The sequence below is a fragment of the Streptomyces sp. NBC_00647 genome, assembly GCF_045207245.1.
GTDB lineage: Bacteria > Actinomycetota > Actinomycetes > Streptomycetales > Streptomycetaceae > Streptomyces.
On the sequence record NZ_CP109040.1, the window covers coordinates 5,087,620 to 5,105,668 of the forward strand.

The 18,049-nt window shown below is 73.2% G+C and carries 9 protein-coding genes; 5 read left to right on the top strand and 4 right to left on the bottom strand.

Annotated elements, in window-relative coordinates; translation table 11 throughout:
* Positions 1-86 precede the first annotated feature (86 nt).
* Complete coding sequence (locus tag OG788_RS22290) at positions 87-1,754, bottom strand: SpoIIE family protein phosphatase (protein ID WP_351556565.1); 1,668 nt, start codon at positions 1,752-1,754, stop codon at positions 87-89.
* Between the two features lie 130 nt (positions 1,755-1,884).
* The gene (locus OG788_RS22295; protein WP_406372987.1) at positions 1,885-3,249 is read right to left on the bottom strand and encodes an NAD(P)/FAD-dependent oxidoreductase; all 1,365 of its coding nucleotides are present in this window, start codon (positions 3,247-3,249) and stop codon (positions 1,885-1,887) included.
* A gap of 373 nt (positions 3,250-3,622) precedes the next feature.
* Here OG788_RS22295 and OG788_RS22300 point away from each other — a divergent pair, with 373 nt between their 5' ends.
* Positions 3,623-4,402, top strand: coding sequence for a helix-turn-helix domain-containing protein (locus OG788_RS22300; protein WP_356759356.1), 780 nt, complete (start codon positions 3,623-3,625; stop codon positions 4,400-4,402).
* Between the two features lie 381 nt (positions 4,403-4,783).
* Positions 4,784-6,865 (top strand): sigma-70 family RNA polymerase sigma factor, encoded by a 2,082-nt coding sequence (locus OG788_RS22305; protein WP_406372989.1) that lies wholly within the window; start codon positions 4,784-4,786, stop codon positions 6,863-6,865.
* 10 nt (positions 6,866-6,875) lie between these two features.
* Here the strand turns inward: OG788_RS22305 and OG788_RS22310 are convergent, their stop codons facing one another.
* The gene (locus tag OG788_RS22310) at positions 6,876-10,529 is read right to left on the bottom strand and encodes a BTAD domain-containing putative transcriptional regulator (protein ID WP_406372991.1); all 3,654 of its coding nucleotides are present in this window, start codon (positions 10,527-10,529) and stop codon (positions 6,876-6,878) included.
* Between the two features lie 515 nt (positions 10,530-11,044).
* Positions 11,045-13,144, bottom strand: a complete 2,100-nt coding sequence (locus tag OG788_RS22315) for an asparagine synthase-related protein (protein ID WP_406372992.1) — start codon at positions 13,142-13,144, stop codon at positions 11,045-11,047.
* 1,213 nt (positions 13,145-14,357) lie between these two features.
* On the opposite strand from OG788_RS22315, the gene OG788_RS22320 reads away from it, so the two are divergent.
* From OG788_RS22320 to trmB, 3 genes are all read left to right on the top strand, one after another.
* Positions 14,358-15,782, top strand: a complete 1,425-nt coding sequence (locus tag OG788_RS22320; RefSeq protein ID WP_266760283.1) for an MFS transporter — start codon at positions 14,358-14,360, stop codon at positions 15,780-15,782.
* A 98-nt stretch (positions 15,783-15,880) separates the two neighbouring features.
* Positions 15,881-17,095: an L-2-hydroxyglutarate oxidase gene (gene lhgO / locus OG788_RS22325; protein ID WP_406376815.1), complete on the top strand. Its 1,215-nt coding sequence runs from the start codon at positions 15,881-15,883 to the stop codon at positions 17,093-17,095.
* Positions 17,096-17,138: 43 nt separating this feature from the next.
* The gene (gene trmB / locus OG788_RS22330) at positions 17,139-17,975 is read left to right on the top strand and encodes a tRNA (guanosine(46)-N7)-methyltransferase TrmB (protein WP_406372994.1); all 837 of its coding nucleotides are present in this window, start codon (positions 17,139-17,141) and stop codon (positions 17,973-17,975) included.
* The last annotated feature ends 74 nt before the right edge of the window (positions 17,976-18,049 follow it).

The window sequence follows — 18,049 nt, forward strand, 5'->3', positions numbered from 1 at the left end:
GGGGAGCTCTTAGCACCGGGCGGCCCGGTCGGCCAGAGGACGCGCGGAGTACGGCCGGAAGAAGGGCGTACGGGACGCGCCCCGATTCAGCTCCCCGCGCGCGGAAGCGCGAACTCGCACCACACCGCCTTGCCGCCGCCCGGTGTGCGGCGGGAGCCCCAGCCGGAGGCGATCGTGGCCACGATCGCGATGCCGCGGCCCGCTTCGTCGGCGGGTTCGGCGCGGCGGCGGCGCGGGAGGTGGTCGTCTCCGTCGGTGACCTCGATGATCAGGCGACGGTCGGTACGGCGCAGCCGCAGCCGCATCGGCGGGGTGCCGTGCTGGAGCGAGTTGGCGACGAGTTCGCTGGCGGCGAGGACGCCGAGGTCGTGCAGTTCGGCCGGGAACCGCCAGCTGGCCAGCACGCCGGAGGCGAAGGCACGCGCGCGGGGGGCCGCTTCCACGCCACCGAGCAGTTCCAGCGCGGCGTTGCGGAAGAGCTCGCCGTCGGGACCCGTACGGGAAGGGTGCTGGAGAACCAGGACCGCGACGTCGTCGTCGTGGTCGGCGGTGACGCCGGCCGCGCGGACCAGGCGGTCGCAGATCACCTGGGGGGTGCCCGTGGCCCCGGCCAGGGCGCGCTCCAGGGACGCGATGCCCTCGTCCAGGTCCTCGTCGCGGCGCTCGACCAGACCGTCCGTGTAGAGGACCGCGGTGGAGCCGGGGCCGAGGGGCACCGAGCCGGAGGCGTGCAGCCAGCCGCCGGTGCCGAGCGGCGGCCCGGTCGGCTCGTCGGCACGGTGGATGGTGCCGTTCTCGTCGCGGACGAGGATGGGCAGGTGGCCGGCGGAGGCGTACACCAGCCGGCCCTCGTTCGGGTCGTGGACGGCGTACACGCACGTGGCGATCTGGTTGGCGTCGATCTCGATGGCGAGGCCGTCGAGGAGCTGCAGGACCTCGTGCGGCGGCAGGTCGAGACGGGCGTAGGCGCGGACGGCGGTGCGCAGCTGGCCCATGACGGCCGCCGCCCGGACCCCGCGGCCCATGACGTCGCCGATGACGAGGGCGGTGCGGCCGCCGCCGAGGGTGATGACGTCGTACCAGTCGCCGCCGACCGCCGCCTCCGTGCCGCCGGGCAGGTAGGTGGCGGCGATGCGCAGGTCGTCGGGCTCCTCCAACTCCTGCGGGAGCAGGGAGCGCTGGAGGGTGACGGCGGTCTCGCGCTGGCGGCGCTCGCTGGCGCGCAGCCGCTCGGCGGCCTCCGCGTGATCGGTGACGTCGGTGGCGAAGACGAGTACGCCGCGGCCGTGGTCCTCCGGAGAGGTGTCGACGGGGGTGCACGTGAACGTGTAGGAGCGGCCGGTCGACACCTTTCGGGACTTGACGGTGCGGGGCTTGGCGCTGCGCAGGACCTGGTCGAGGAGCGGCAGCAGGCCGAGTTCGTCCAGCTCCGGCAGTGCCTCGCGCGCGGGCTCGCCGACGGGGCGGGCACCGAAGGCCGCCGTGTAGGCGTCGTTGACGTAGGAGACGCGGTGCTCGGGGCCGTGCACGAGCGCGACGAGCGCGGGAACGCGGTCGAGGACCGCGCGCACCGGCAGTTCGTCGACGGCGAGTCCCGGTGGCATGTCGTCGGTCAGCTGCTCGACGCGGGCGGCCGGCACGGAGCCTTCCCCGCGCCGGTCCGGGGCGGCCCTGTGCGCGGCCGTGTGCTCGGTCCGCGCTGCGGCGCGGCGCTGCGTTCCGGGGAGCCGGGCGCTCCAGCGCGTGAAGTTCACAGTGGGGAAAGCCTCGTGTTAGAAGGGCGAGCGGTTCACCCGCCCAAAGTCGTGGACCTGTCTGGCAGTCTGACCGACCGGGCCGACATCCTTCAGACGCCGTCCCTGCCCGTGGAGTTCCGCGGTCCGGTCAGGACGACCCCTTCGGGTCGGTAGGAGGCTTTCCCCCGGCCGCCAGTTCGAACTCCGCACGGGGGTGTTCGAGTGAACCGAGGGACACGATCTCCCGCTTGAAGAGACCCGCCAGGGTCCATTCGGCGAGTACACGGGCCTTGCGGTTGAAGGTCGGCACCCTGCTGAGGTGGTAGACGCGGTGCATGAACCAGGCAGGATAGCCCCTCAGCTTGCGCCCGTAGACGTGTGCGACTCCCTTGTGCAGTCCCAGGGACGCGACGGAACCGACGTACTTGTGGGAGTACGTCTCCAGGGGTTCGCCGCGCAGGGTGTGCGCGAGGTTGTCACCGAGGACCTTCGCCTGGCGGACGGCGTGCTGGGCGTTGGGCGCGGTCTCCTTGCCGGGCTCCGCGGTCACGTCGGGAACGGCGGCGGCGTCTCCGGCGGCCCACGCGTGCGGGGCGCCGTCGACGGCGAGCTGGGGGGTGCACTTGAGCCGGCCGCGCTCGTTCAGGGGGAGGTCGGTCGCGGCGAGGATCGGGTGCGGTTTCACGCCGGCCGTCCAGACGACGGTGCGCGTCGGGAAGCGCGCGCCGTCACTGAGGACCGCGACCCGGTCCGCGCAGCTGTTGAGGCGGGTCTCCAGGCGTACGTCGATGTTGCGGCGGCGGAGCTGGCTGACCGTGTGCCGGCCCATCTCCTCGCCGACCTCGGGCAGGATCCGGTCCGAGGCCTCGACGAGGATCCACTTCATGTCCTCGGGCTTGACGTTGTGGTAGTACCGCGCGGCGTAGCGGGCCATGTCCTCGAGCTCGCCGAGCGCCTCTACACCGGCGTAGCCGCCGCCTACGAAGACGAAGGTCAGGGCGGCGTCGCGGATCGCGGGGTCGCGGGTGGAGGAGGCGATGTCCATCTGCTCGATGACGTGATTGCGCAGGCCGATGGCTTCCTCGACCGTCTTGAAGCCGATGGCGTACTCGGCGAGTCCGGGGATCGGCAGGGTGCGCGCGATCGAGCCGGGGGCGAGCACGAGTTCGTCGTACGTGATCTGTTCCGCGCCCGCGCCCTCCTCCTCGGTGGCGAGCGTGGTGAGCGTCGCCGTGCGCTTGGCGTGGTCGATCGACCGGACCTCACCGATGATGATCCGGCACTGGCCGAGGACCCGGCGCAGCGGAACGACCACGTGACGCGGCGAGATCAAGCCCGCGGCGGCTTCGGGAAGGAACGGCTGATACGTCATATAAGGGTCGGGCGAGACGATCGTGATCTCGACCTCGCCCCTCTTCAGTTCGGGCTTCAACTGCCGCTGGAGGCGCAGAGCGGTGTACATCCCGACGTAGCCGCCGCCGACAATGAGAATGCGCGCACGTTCCTTCACCATCCCATGACGCACCCCTGTCCGGAGTTTGTCCACAGCCCCAGCAATTTGTGTGACCGCTCGCCGACAACGTGCACGGTTGGCCGATTTGCCTGAGTCCAGAGAGAAAGCGCAGGTCAGGGTGGGCGAGGGGGGTACTCGGAGGGGGCGCAACCGGGACGTAACCGGCCCGTACTCCGATCGGGGGGCGCTCCGTGCGGAACCTGCCCCTTCTGAATTGACCCCCTCTCAACTATGTTCGTGTGACGACGGGGTGTAGGGGGATGCGCTCGGCGAGTCCGTACGACGGGCTCGTGCACAAGCTTGTTCCACACGCTCCGGCCATCAATGGCGGGGAGAGTCTCCGGGGGGAGACGTCATTACCGGGGGAACGCTTATGCACATTCAGGACTCTCATTGGTCTTCCGCGTCCGCCATCGCACCTGGTGGTGCGATCGGCGCGGCGACGGGCGGCAACGGCCGTGGTCCGGCTGACGGATCGCGCACGACGCCGTTGCGCGTGGACGCACAGCGCAATCTGGAACACGTACTGCGCGCGGCGCGCGAGGTCTTCGGCGAGCTGGGATACGGCGCGCCGATGGAAGACGTCGCACGGCGCGCGAGGGTCGGCGTCGGCACGGTGTACCGGCGCTTCCCGAGCAAGGACGTCCTGGTGCGCCGGATAGCCGAGGAGGAGACTTCCCGGCTGACCGACCAGGCGCGCGCCGCGCTCGGCCAGGAGGACGAACCGTGGTCGGCGCTCTCGCGCTTCCTGCGGACGTCGGTGGCCTCGGGTGCCGGACGGCTGCTGCCGCCGCAGGTGCTGCGGGTCGGCGTCGCGGAGGACGGAGCCGAGACGGACGGGGCACGGGTGCCGCAGCAGCGGTCCCAGCTCGCGCCCGAGCTGCGGCTCGTGGAGCAGCGGCCCGCGCGCGAGGACGAGCAGGTGATCGCGGCGGTGGACGACGCCGGCGCGGCGGCACTGCTCGAAGTGGTCGGCCGGCTGGTGGACCGGGCCCGCGCGGCGGGCGAGCTGCGCGCCGATGTCACCGTGGCGGACGTGCTGCTGGTCATCGCGACGGCGGCACCCTCGCTGCCGGACGCGGCCCAGCAGGCGGCGGCCTCGGCGCGGCTCCTGGACATCCTGCTGGAGGGCCTGCGCTCGCGTCCGGCCTGAACCGTCCGGAGGCCACTTCGACGCGGATGCGTCCCGGTCGCGGGGTTGTTGCCGAGCACGAGGGTGTTCCCGGGCGCGAGTGCGCTGTCACTCGCGCACCGGGGACCTCGGTCGTCATACCGACCAGCGGTCATCCCGTCACTTCGGCCTCCTGTCGCCTCGGCATGCCGCCACTTCGGCATCCCGTCATTCCGGCACAGAACGGCAACCCCCGGGCACAAGAAAGTCGTTGACCATTCCCCGAACAGGTGATGGTTAGTACTCCCGCGCGATAAATCCCCTCGGACGAGTGGTTGGTCCGGACGAGGAGGTCCCGCTCGGGGAGCCTGTGGCACTCTGTCCCGGTATTCGGTCCGAGTGTGCAGGCGGGGGCTTTCCGCGATGAGCTTTGACGGGCGGGACGAGTCACCCGGTGACGGTGGTCCCGACGGTGGCACGGAAACCGGCGGCTCACCGTCGCGACAGGTGCCGAGCCAGGGCGGCCCGCACAGTGTCGGCCCGCACAGTGTCGGCCCCCACGGCAGCGGCCCGCGCAGCGGAGGCCCGAACGTCCCTGAGCCGGGCACCCTGCCCGGTGACGCGCGCACTTTCGGACGCACCGATCCCTCCTCGAACGCCGACGCGGCCGACCCCGGCGTGCCTTCGCAGCGCGACCGGTTCGACCGGCGTGACGGCAGCGTTCTGCCGCCCCCGGTGGATCTGCCGTCCCCGGTGGATCTGCCGCCCCCGGACGCCGGTCTGATCGCGCGGATGCGCGCGGGCGACGACACGGCGTACGAGGAGCTGTACCGCCGGCACGCCGAAGCCGTCCGGCGCTATGCCCGCACCTGCTGCCGCGACTCCCACACCGCCGACGACCTCACGGCCGAGGTCTTCGCCCGCATGCTCCAGGCCGTACGTGGCGGCAGCGGCCCCGAGCACGCCGTGCGCGCGTATCTCCTCACCACTGTCCGCCGGGTCGCCGCGAACTGGACGAAGACGGCCAAGCGGGAACAACTGGTCGACGATTTCGCGGTGTTCGCCGCACAGGCCGCCCGCGGCTCCGAGATCTCCGACGACGACACCCTCGACCTCGGCGCGGACGTGCGGGCGATGCACGAGGCCGAACAGTCCATGGCCATGCGGGCCTTCCGCTCGCTGCCGGAGCGCTGGCAGGCGGTCCTGTGGCACACCGAGGTCGAGGACGAGTCCCCGAGCGAGGTGGCCACGCTCTTCGGCCTCGACGCCAACGGCACCGGTGTGCTCGCCAGTCGCGCCCGCGAGGGCCTCAAACAGGCCTATCTCCAGGCGCACGTCAGCACCACGCTCACCATGGACGAGGAGTGCGCGCGCTACGCCGACCGGCTCGGCGCCCACGCTCGCGGCGGCCTGCGCACCCGGGCCGAACGGGGGCTGCGCAAGCACCTGGACGAATGCGCCAGGTGCCGCCTGGCCGCAGGGCAGATCAAGGAAGTCGCCGGCGGGATCCCCGCGGTCGTGCCGGTCGCGGTCATCGGCTGGTTCGGGGCCGCCGGCTATGCGAAGGCCCTCGCGCTCGTCGCCGGTGGCGCCGGAGCGGGCGCGGCCGGAGCCGCGGGCGCCGCAGCCGCGGCGGGCGGCGGCGCGGGAGGGGCGAGCGCCGGAGGCGGCGCCGCGGTCTCCGAGGGAATCGGCGCACCGGTCAAGGCCGGTATCGCGGCGGGTGTGGTCGCCGTGGCCGCGGCGGCCGTGGCACTCGCCCTGGCCGGCAACGACAGCCCCGCCCGGCACCCCGAGGCCGGACCGGCCGCCTCACCGGCCGTCGAAGCGCCGGTGCCGAAGCCGCCCAAGAAGGAGCCCGCGCCGAATCCGCCGGTGGTGGTCCACAGGCCGACACCCACCCCACCCCCCTCGACAGCACCGAAGCCCACCCCGAAGCCGACGCCCAGGGCGACTCCGAACCCGCCCTCCCCGCCGAAACCGGCTCCGACCCCGACACCGGCCCCGAAGCCCACCCCTTCCAGGGCCGAGCCGAAGCCACCGCCGGCCCCGACGCCTCCCGCGCCCGCCGTGTCCGTCTACCGGTGGAGCGAGCTGGAGTACGACGTCAGCGGCGACCACACCGAGCCGGAGATGCGGCTGGGCGAGAGCAGCTGGGTCTGGCAGCGCAACGAGATGAAGATCGCGGACTCCCGGTACGCGGACGGCGTGACCGTCCACGGCCAGTCCTCCGTGACCATCGACCTCAACCGCAGTTGCAGCGCGTACGACGCGATGGTCGGCGTCGACGACCTCACGCTGGGCCTGGGCAGGATGCGGTTCTCCGTCTACGCGGACGGATCCCCCCTGTGGCAGTCACCGCTGATCGCGGGCGGGGACCGGCCGGTCCCCGCCCATGTGAACCTCACCGGCCACCGGACGATCCGGCTCGTCGTCGAACCCCGCACGCCGTTCGGCTCGGCTGCGCTCGGGGACTGGGCGGAGTCGAAGTTCCTGTGCCGGTGAACGCCGGCGCCTACTCGACGGCGTACTCCTCGAGCGCCTCTGCCAGATCGCTCAGGGCCTCTTCCTTGCCGTAGCCGGAACCCCGGACGCGCTCGGACTCGTAACGGGCGGGGCCGAGCGCCGCGAGGGCCGCGGCTTCGGTCCGCCCGGCATCGGTGCTCTCCCGCGGAGGACGCGGATCTCCTCCGCGCCAGCGGGTGCCGGCGGCCAGCAGCCGGGTCGCCACCGGGTGCGCCTCCAACTCGGTGAGGAGACGGGCCGCGACTTCGACGAGACCCGCCGCCACCACATCGGCGCACCGGTCGTCCACCGCCTCCCGCACGGCGGTGTTCAGCTTCCGCAGGCCCCGCACCGGGCCGGACTCGGCGGCCGTGACAAGGGCGTCGACCCAGTTCAGTGCCGCGATGAACTGCGGCGGCGGAGTACCCCGGGCACTCTCCTCACGCGCCCTCTCGAACAGCTCGCGCGCGAGGCCGACCTCCCCGTCGTCCAGGACCACTTGGGCACGCAGCAGAAGGACGAACGCCCGGGAGTCCATCACCCCGTACAGGTCGGCGGCGGCGCTCGCCTCGTCCAGGGTGGCCAGGGCCCCGGTCCGGTCTCCCGCGCGGTAGGCGATCTCGGCCAGCCGCGCCATCAGGAAGGGCACCTCCGCGTACGCCCTCACCTCATAGGCGAGCCGCAGCGCCTCCGCGTACTCGCCCTCCGCCTCGTCGAACCGGCTGCGCGCCATCGCCGCCTCTCCGGCCGCGCTGCACACCTGGGCCCGCATCCAGCGGTCGCCCACCCGCCGGCTGATCCCGCGCAGTTCCTCCAGGTCCTCGTCCACCCCGGGCATGCCGCCCGGGGCGTCGACGACCATGTGCGTACGGAGCATCAGGGCGACGCCGATCTCCCATTCCCCGCCGTACTCACGGCAGTTGGCGACCGCCTCGTCCATCGCGGGCTGCACGTCGCCCACGGCGCCCAGGAAGTGCGCGGCCAGCGGCCAGACGATCCCCGGCATCCGCGCGGCGTCCGGACCGCCCTTCTCGAACGCGGCCCGCACCCGCGCGACGTACTCCGGCAGCCGTCCCTCCCCCCACTCGTCCAGCGGCACGACATCCACCTTCATGAACAGGTGGAACATGCGCAGCCGCATCCGCATGGCGTGCAGCGGATGCCGCTCGTCCCGCTCGGGGCGATCGAGGAAGAGGGCGACCGGATCGACGCCCGCGAGCTCGGGGAAGAGGCCGTCACCGGCCGGACTCCCCGCGTCGGCGACGGGCACCGCGATACCGGCCGTGTCGGGCCGGCCGCTGCCACCGTGACGGCCGCCGCCCGCGTCACCGCCGGTCGCCGTCAGGCCCGCGGTCCCCCTGAGGCCGCTGGTCGAGGTGTCGAGCAACGCGCCCAGCCGCAGAGCGAGTTCCGTCCAATCCGTGCCCTCGCGACGGAAGTTGCGCAGCCACCAGAACCAGCCCATGGCGAGGACGAGAGCACCCGCCCCTTCCTCGTCACGGGCGACGATCGCGCGGTGGAGGGCCGCCCGGATGTTGTCGAGCTCGGCCTCCAGGTGCCGGATCCAGGGGAGTTGAGCGGCCGAGCGCAACTGGGGCTCGGCCTCCTCCACGAGGGCGCGCACCCACGCGCCGTGACGCCGCTCGGCAGCGGCACGCAGCTCCGGAACCTCGGCGGCGCGCTCGGTGGCGTACTCGTGGATGGTCTCCAGCATGCGATAGCGCATCCCCCCACCGACACCACCCGCACCGCTCCCCGAACTCCCGGCGCCACCGCCCCCGTCGGCTCCTCCGCCGCCCCGGAGATCACGCCCGCCGTATTCACCGCCATGCTCACCGCCGTGGCGATCACGGTCCGCACCGTCCAAGCGACCAGTCCGGTCGCCACCACCCCTGCCCTCCATGCCGTCCATGCCGTCCATGCCAGCCATCCCGTCCGGGGTGGCGACGACGAGGGACTTGTCGACGAGCGCGCCGATGAGGTCGGCCGCGGGCCCCGTGCACACGGCCTCCGCGGCCGCCAGGTCCCAGCCGCCCGCGAACACCGACGCCTCGCGCAGTACGGTCCGTTCCTGCTCGTCGAGCAGGTCCCAGGACCAGTCGACGACGGCGCGCAGGGTCTGCTGGCGGGGCAGCACCGTGCGGCTTCCGGAAGTGAGCAGCCGGAAGCGGTCGTCGAGCCGGTCGGCGATCTGGCGCGGAGTGAGCAGTCGCAACCGGGCGGCGGCGAGCTCGATGGCCAGGGGCAGGCCGTCGAGCCGTCGGCAGATCTCGTCCACGGCGTCGGACTCGTGGGGTGCGGTGCCGGCGTCGGGTCGCACGACCGAGGCCCGTTCCATGAAGAGGCGGTGCGCGGAATCGGGCAGGAGGGGCTCGACCGGACGCACCAACTCGCCGGGGACGCCGAGGGGTTCGCGACTGGTGGCGAGGATCGTGAGCCCCGGGCAGCGGGTCAGCAGCGTCTCGGCGAGTTCGGCGGCCGCGCCGATGACATGCTCGCAGTTGTCAAGGATCAGGAGCTGGCTGCGCGGGGCGCAGTACTCGACGAGCAGGGCGACCGGGTCGTCCTGCGGAACCGCCATCTCGTTGGTGATCAGCACGGTCTCGCGCAGACCGAGGGCGCTGACCACCGCACCCGGGACCGCCTCGGGCCGGTCGAGCGGGGCCAGCTCGACCGGCCACGCCTGCGGAAGCCCGGCGGCGGCTTCCTCGGCGAGGCGGGTCTTCCCCGAACCACCTGGTCCGGTCAGCGTGACCAGGCGTGCCCTCTGCACATCCGAACGGATGGCCCCAAGCTCGCGTTCCCGCCCCACGAAAGAGTTCAGACGGGGACGAATGTTGCCCGTTCGCTGGGCGCGGGAGGGTTCCGCGGGGTTGCGGCCGAGCGCCGGACCGGACACCGCGGTGCCGCCCGTGCGGGCTTGGGGTTCCTGCGGGCCGTGCGGGTCCCGCGGGTCCAGCAACGCGGCGTGCAGGGCCCGGAGTTCCGGCCCGGGATCCGCCCCGAGCCCGTCCTGCAGCCCACGGCGCACGTCCTCGTACGCGGCCAGCGCGTCGGCACCACGCCCGGCCTCACGCAGGGCGCGGATGAGCAGAACGTGCAGCGCCTCGTCGTACGGGTGGGCCGCCGTCAGCTCCGTCAACTCCGGTACGAGGTCACAGGCGCGGCCGAGTCTCAGGTCCGCCTCGGCGCGGCTGCGCGTCGCCTCCCGTCGCAGGGCCTCTGGACGGGTCGCGGCGGTGCGGTCGGGGAGGTCCGCGAGGGCGGGGCCGCGCCACAGGGCGAGGGCTTCGCGCAGGCGGGTGGCTGCGGTGGGGGCGTCGCCGCGGTCGAGCGCGGACCTGCCCTCCGCGACGAGCCGCTCGAACACGAACAGGTCCACGTCGTCCTTGGCGGCGCGGAGCCGGTAGCCGCCGACCTCCGAGGTGACCGCGTCCTTGCCGATGGCCCGGCGGAGGCGGCCGACCAGGGCCTGCAGCGCGGCCGGGGCGTCCTGGGGAGGGTCGTGCGCCCACACCTCGTCGATCAGGGTGTCCGGGGCGGTGGTGCGGGTGGGGTGGCGGGCCAGGGCTGTGAGCAGCGCGCGTACCCGGGGGCCGCCCACAGTGACCAGGGCCCCCCGGTCGTTCTCCACCTGGGCAACCCCCAGAATCCTGTACCGCACACCCCCATTCTCACCGCCGCCCCACCCCAGGTCACCGCTTCGCCCCGGCAAGCCCGCCTGCGCCTCCACCGATTTCCCCCAAGTCCCCCGGCACGGAGGCCCGGCAACAACCTTCTTTCGCCCCCTCCGCCCCTACCCGTCCCGTACCTGGGGCTCCGCCCCAGACCCCGCTCCTCAAACGCCGGAGGGGCTGAAATTGCCGACCCCCGGAGGGGCTGAAATTTGCCCCGGAGCCGGAAGGAATCCCCCGCGGCCGGCGTGGAAAGCGGAATCGCGCCCGCAGCCAAAGAAACTGCGCCGGTGGGGCGACCCCCAAGCCACGGACCGCCCGCAGTCGGCAGCACACGGGAGGGGCCGTGCCGGTACATCCCAAATGTCCGTCGCTTACGTCCGGATCGAGCAGCGGCTCCCTCATGCACTCACGTCTGATCCAACGGCGACGGACTGGGATGTACCGGCACGGCCCCGACCCACCCACCGGACCGCCACGCAAGATCAGCCCCCGGAGGCGAAGTTCAGCCCTGTCGAGCCGCCGCCCCGGCCCCCAACGCCCGCCCCTGCGGAACGATCCCCGCCGGAACGGCCCGCTGCCGCGCCGGTGTCCCCGTCCAGCACGTCCCGCGCCGGGCCAGCAACCGCCGCAGCCACAGTTCGAGCGAGACGAGATCGGCCAGCCCGTCGAGGGGCAGCGCCGCCCCCTCCGCCGCCGCGCGCAGCGCCTTACGGACGACTCGCGCCTCGACCAGCCCGGCCTGCGCGAGCAACGGCGTGTCGAACAGGGAGACGAGCGAATCGGCCGCCACCCGCAACCCCGTACGGGCCGCCGCCGCGGACGACGCGTGGGACGGAGCCCCCCACCCGGGGGGCAGATCGGCCACTCCGGCCCCCTCCAGCACCGTACGCAGAATTGCCGCCCGCGCCCCCGGCTGCACCCGTAGCGCCTCCGGCAGCTCCCGGCACGCCCGGACGACCTGGTTGTCCAGGAACGGCGTGTGCAGCCGCTGGAAGCGGATCTCGGCGGCCTGCTCGAGGACGCGTACGTCCGCCGCGTGGCGGGCCAGCGCGGCGCGCGCGCGGAAGTCTCCCGGCCGCTGCCCGGGACCGACGTTCAGCCGCCCCCCGCCCGCCTGGAGGCGAACCGATACTTCAGCCAGCGCCTCCCCGGTCAGCCACCGCGCGGCGGGCCCGGGTCTGGCCCAGCTGAGCGCCGCCAGCGACGCCCCCACCGCACCTCCGGGCTCCTCGAACCGCCGGTGCAGCAAGCGGTCGGCGAGGCCGTCGACTCCGGCGCGGTACGGCGTACGGGCGAGCTTGCGCGCCGCGCCGTACACGCGCGCCGGGACCATCACCGAGCCGTCGGCCTTCGCCAACGCGGCGACGGGCCGCACCAGATGGCGCCGCTTGCGGTCCATGAGCAGGTCGGCGAGCCGGGCCGGATGGGCGTCCAGCACCTGCCGCGCGCCATAGCCCGTGAAGTGGTCCGCGCTGCCGGAGGCGAGCCGCGCGCGGTGCCGCGCCGCCGTCACCAGGGACGGCCCCGGCTCGTCGGTCAGCGGCCCCTCCAAGTCGGCGTAGGGAAGGGTCTCTTCGCCCCCGGCGACGACCACATGGTGCAGCCGGGGATTGGCGGCCAGCGTCCCGGCCCGCTCGAGCTCGGCCTCGCGCCCCCGCACGGCGAGGTCGTTGAAGGTCACCGCCAGGAGCCGTTCCCCGGCTCCCGTGCCGTGTCCGAGGACCGTGCCGGGCGCCCCGGGAAGTCCGGCGGCGAGGAGCGCGAGGGTCCCCGAGGCGGGCCCTCCGGAGAGGTCGGCTCCGATGCCGGGCACCGGCGTCCCGCGCGCGGCGCGCCGCTCGGCGGGTCCCATGCCGGGCACGGGACCGGGGTCCACATCGATGCCCGGCACATGGCGCGGCGCGGAGAGGCGGGCGCGGACGGCTTCCACGAGGGCGTCCCGCACGGCGTCCACGGCGATCGCCGGATCGGCGATGGGCGCGGCGACGGCGAGGGAGGCGACGGGCTCGTACCCGGCGATCTCTCGGGCCCCGGCGCGCAGGATGAGTGTGTGGCCCGGCGGAATGCGGCGCACGCCTTCGTACGGGGTGGAGTCGTGCACCGCGGCCGGTACGTCGGGGGCGGCGAGCATCGCGGCCAGGTGCCCGAAGTCGAGGTTGGCCTCGATGAGGTCGGCGAGGGGAAGCGCGGCGGTCGCGTAGGCCGTGCCGCCCGCCCAAGGGGTGTAGAACACGGGCCGCGCGCCGGCGAGGTCACCGCAGACGGTCACCCGGCGGCCGACCTGGACGACCGCGGTGTAGCTGCCGGACCAGTTGGTGAGGTGGCGAAGTGCGCCTCCGCGCGCGGCGAACAACCCGACCTTCAGCTCTTCGTCGGAGGCTCCGCAGGTGCCGAGGACCGCGATGCGGTTCTGCGCGTCGGCCTTGAACACGCGCACCTCGTCGGGGCGCCAGTCGCCGACGGCCCACAGCGGATCGGGGTCGCCCCACAGGAGTTGGGAGCCCACCGGGTGCACGGTCTCGCCGTTGCTCCCCGTGGCGCCCGCCGAGCCGATCTCGGACGCTTTGGCGACGGTGCTGCTCCACCCCACCAACCATCGCATCGTCGCCTCCACAGGCTGTGGACAACCAGTGCACCGTACGAACTCGGCACCATGCTGCCACGAAGGAAGCGTGTGGGAGGGTCCCTGCGACGGCTTGCGCTCCCCGAAGTGCGCCCCCATGCGGACGCCAGCGCCGACGTGAGGCGGTCACACCACGGACAAATGCCCCTCGGGCAAGGCTTGTTGAGACAACCGGAACCGCAGCGAGCACCCCCGGGAATCCCCCCGAGTCACCACCGAGCCGCCACCAGCCCGCCGCCGAACCGCCCTCCGACCTCCGCCCGGCACCCGGCACCCGGCACCCGGCACCCGGCACCCGGCACCCGGCACCCGACGCGATACCCGACTCGCCGGCCGACCGGACGCCTGAGCCGACACCTGCCGGAGCGAAGCGACCGCCACTGGGCCGGCATCCGATCCGGCACGACGCGACACCGCGAGGAGACACCGCGAGGAGGCACCGCGAGGAGGCCCGCGAGGAGACCCGCGAGGAGATCGACCGGGCCCCTCGGGCGGCCCCGACACCCCGCGCAATGCCCGCGCGCCGCCCGCCGCCGCCCACCACCACCCGTCGCCGCAGCCGTGGACCCGGCGAGCACCCCGAGGGGCACCCCTGCGAGCCCCCGGGCCGGCGCCCGTCCGACGCCCCGACCAGCACATCGACAACCCCCGCGAGGGCCCCTCTCGCACCACCCGACCCCCGTCGGGTCGACGCGAATGCGCCCCCGTTACGCTCCCTCAGGACGCCCTTCGCGCCCTCAACTGGCATGGTGAGAGCCCTGATCACCCTTCGAGGCCACCGTCGATTTTCGGCCAAATCGGCGATGGACGGACAAGCGCGGACACGCTCCGTACAGGCCTTGCGCACCGCTTCGGCAACGCACAGTCCGGGAGGCGGAGTTCGCCTCCCGGACCGGTCCGCCGCCCGCGGGGATGTAGGCGGCGGTGTCCCCCAGCCCACTGGATCCAGTACAGCGGGCCGACCCACGCACGTTCCATGGAAGCGCTCCCCCGATGGCCGGAGAAGAGCGCACGGACGGGCGCACGGCCACACAACGGGAGCACGTCACCACCGTCCGTACAGTCGTACGGACCACAATCCCGCCAACCGGACCTACGCCCCTTAACGCTGGGGATCGGGCGAACTACGCTGGGTTTACGAATGCCGCGTGGTTATGCCAGTGCGGCAGCCGTCTGTGTCGAGGGGTGGCGCATGTCCAGGGAGCAACGCGGGCCGAACGAAAAACTCGGCGCCGTTCTCGCCCTCGCGGGAATCAGCAACGCAGGACTCGCGCGTCGCGTCAACGACCTTGGCGCTCAACGCGGGTTGACACTTCGCTACGACAAGACGTCGGTGGCGCGCTGGGTGTCGAAGGGCATGGTGCCCCAGGGCGCCGCGCCGCACCTCATCGCGGCCGCCATCGGCCAGAAGCTCGGCCGTCCGGTGCCGCTCCACGAGATCGGCCTGGCGGACGCGGATCCCGCGCCGGAAGTGGGCCTCGCCTTCCCCCGTGACGTCGGGCAGGCGGTGCGGTCGGCGACGGAGCTGTACCGCCTCGACCTCGCCGGACGCCGGGCCGGCGGGGGTGGCATCTGGCAGTCGCTGGCCGGCTCCTTCGCCGTGAGCGCGTACGCGACTCCCGCCTCACGCTGGCTGATAACCCCGGCCGACAGTTCGGTGGCGCGCGAGGTGAGCCCCGGTGAGGGCTCCGGAGCACCACTGAAAGTCGGCCACAGCGATGTGCTGAAGCTCCGTGAGGCAGCCGAGGACGCCAGGCGCTGGGACTCCAAGTACGGAGGTGGCGACTGGCGTTCGTCCATGGTGCCCGAGTGTCTGCGGGTCGAGGCGGCACCCCTGCTGCTCGGCTCCTACTCCGACGAGGTCGGCAGAGCGCTCTTCGGCGCGTCGGCCGAGCTCACCCGTCTCGCGGGCTGGATGGCCTTCGACACGGGCCAGCAGGAGGCCGCGCAGCGCTACTACATCCAGGCCCTGCGGCTGGCCCGGGCCGCCGCCGACGTGCCCCTCGGGGGCTATGTCCTGGCCTCCATGTCCCTCCAGGCGACCTACCGGGGCTTCGGGGACGAGGGCGTCGACCTCGCCCAGGCCGCTCTGGAGCGCAACCGCGGACTCGCCACGGCCCGCACCATGAGCTTCTTCCGGCTCGTCGAGGCCCGGGCCCACGCGCGCGCGGGTGACGCCCAGGCGGCCGGCGCGGCGCTGAAGGCGGCCGAGGGCTGGCTGGAGCGGGCCCGCGACGGCGACCACGACCCGTCCTGGCTCGGCTTCTACTCGTACGACCGCTTCGCGGCCGACGCCGCCGAGTGCTACCGCGACCTGAAGGCGCCGCGCCAGGTGCGCCGCTTCACCGAACAGGCGCTGTCGAAGCCGACGGAGGAGTTCGTACGCTCGCACGGGCTGCGCCTGGTGGTGTCGGCGGTCGCCGAGCTGGAATCGGGCAATCTGGACGCGGCGTGCGAGCAGGGCGTACGAGCGGTGGAGGTCGCGGGACGCATCTCCTCCGCGCGCACCACCGAGTACGTGAAGGACCTGCTGCACCGGCTGGAGCCCTACGGCGACGAACCGCGCGTGGTGGAGCTGCGGGAGCGGGCGCGGCCGCTGCTGATGGCTCCGGCGTAGACAGGGCGCGACGGCCCCGAGGCCCGAAACGGCACGGGGCCGTGTTTCTCGGGTTTGAGGGCATTGTCAGTGGCGCAGTGCACTATCGAAGCCGGGAGGTGGTGCAGGTGCGGAGCGCGTACGACTGCGACGTGCTGGTGATCGGCGGCGGAATCGTCGGCCTGTCGACGGCGTACGCCATCACGCGCGCGGCGCCGGGCACCCGTGTGACGGTGCTGGAGAAGGAGCAGGGGCCCGCCCGGCATCAGACCGGGCGCAACAGCGGGGTGATCCACAGCGGGATCTACTACCGCCCGGGCTCCCTGAAGGCGCGGTACGCGGTGCGGGGCGCCGCCGAGATGGTCAAGTTCTGCGCGGAGTACGACATCGCGCACGCCGTCACCGGCAAGCTGATCGTCGCGACGGAGAGGGAGGAGCTCCCCCGGCTGCACAGCCTGGTGCAGCGCGGCCGGGAGAACGGCATTCCGGTCAGGGAGCTGGGCCCCGCCCAGCTCACCGAGCACGAGCCCGAGGTCCGCGGTCTCGCCGCCATCCACGTCAGCACGACGGGCGTCTGCGACTTCGTGGCGGTGGCCCGGCGGCTCGCGGAGGCCTCGGGGGCGGAGATCCGGTACGGGGCGGACGTCGTGCGCGCCGACCGCCGCCCCGGCCTCGGTGTCGCCGTGCGCACCGCGGACGGGACGATCGTCCGCGGGCGGGTGCTCGTCAACTGCGCGGGGCTGCACTGCGACGAGATGGCCCGGCTCACGGGGGACGACCCCGGCATGCGGATCGTGCCGTTCCGGGGCGAGTACTACACGCTCGCGCGGCCGGAGCTGGTGCGGGGCCTGGTGTACCCGGTTCCGGACCCGGCGTTCCCCTTCCTCGGCGTCCATCTGACCCGGGGCATCGACGGCGGCGTCCACATCGGCCCGAACGCGGTGCCCGCGCTCGCCCGGGAGGGGTACGGGTGGGGGGTCGTCCGGCCCCGGGAGCTGGGCGCGACCCTGTCCTGGCCGGGTTCCTGGCGGATAGCCCGACGGCACTGGCGCTACGGAGCCGGGGAGCTGCGCCGGTCGGTGTCGAAGGCGGCGTTCACGGAGGCGGTACGACGGCTGCTGCCCGCGGTGACCCCGGAGGACCTGGTCCCCTCCGCCGCCGGAGTCCGCGCCCAGGCGGTCCTGCGGGACGGCACCCTGGTCGACGACTTCCTGATCAAGGAGGGCCCGCGGACGGTGCACGTCCTGAACGCGCCGTCCCCCGCGGCCACGGCCTCGCTCCCGATCGGCCGCGAGGTCGCCCGCCGAGCCCTGGCGGCCCTGGCAGGGGCCTGACCGGACCACCCGCACCACGGCCGCCCGTAAAATCGACCCCACTGTGTCTGACTTCCTTGACTCCCCCGAAGAGACCCGGCCCGCCTCCGCCGAGGACGGCTCGCTGCGTCACCACCGCGCCAAGGGCGAGCCCCGCTTCCCCGAGGGCCCGCAGCCCGATCCCGCCGGCTCGCACTTCGAGCGGCGGATCCGGAGTTTCCAGCCGCGGCGGAGCCGGGTGACGACCGGACAGGCGGACGCGTTGCAGCGTCTGTGGCCCAAGTGGGGTCTGGACATCGACGGACAGCGGAAGCTCGACCTGGCGGAGCTGTTCGGGACGGACTGCCCCGTCGTGCTGGAGATCGGCTTCGGCATGGGCGAGGCCACCGCGCAGATGGCGGCCGAGGACCAGGGGACCGGAATCCTCGCCGTGGACGTGCACACACCCGGTCAGGGCAACCTGCTCAACCTCGCCGAGCGGAACGGCCTGACCAACATCCGGGTCGCCAACGGCGACGCGATCATCCTGCTCCGCGAGATGCTCCCGCCCGCGTCCCTCACCGGCCTGCGCGTCTACTTCCCCGACCCGTGGCCCAAGAAGCGCCACCACAAGCGGCGGCTGATCCAGCCGGAGTTCCTGGATCTCGCCGCGACCCGCCTCGCCCCGGGCGCGCTCGTGCACTGTGCGACGGACTGGGAACCGTATGCGGAACAGATGCTCGAAGTGCTGAGCGCGCACCCCGACTTCGAGAACACCCGGCCGGACGGCGGTTTCGCGCCGCGTCCGGAGTTCCGGCCGCTGACCCGTTTCGAGGGCCAGGGACTGGACAAGGGTCATGTGGTGAACGACCTCCTGTTCCGGCGCGTACAGCATCGAGACCAGCACACCCCGGGCGACTGACCCGCACGCGGCGCTCTGGTGTCTCCCGGGAATCCCGGGACGACCCCGGTCACCGTCGCGGGCCACGCCCTCCC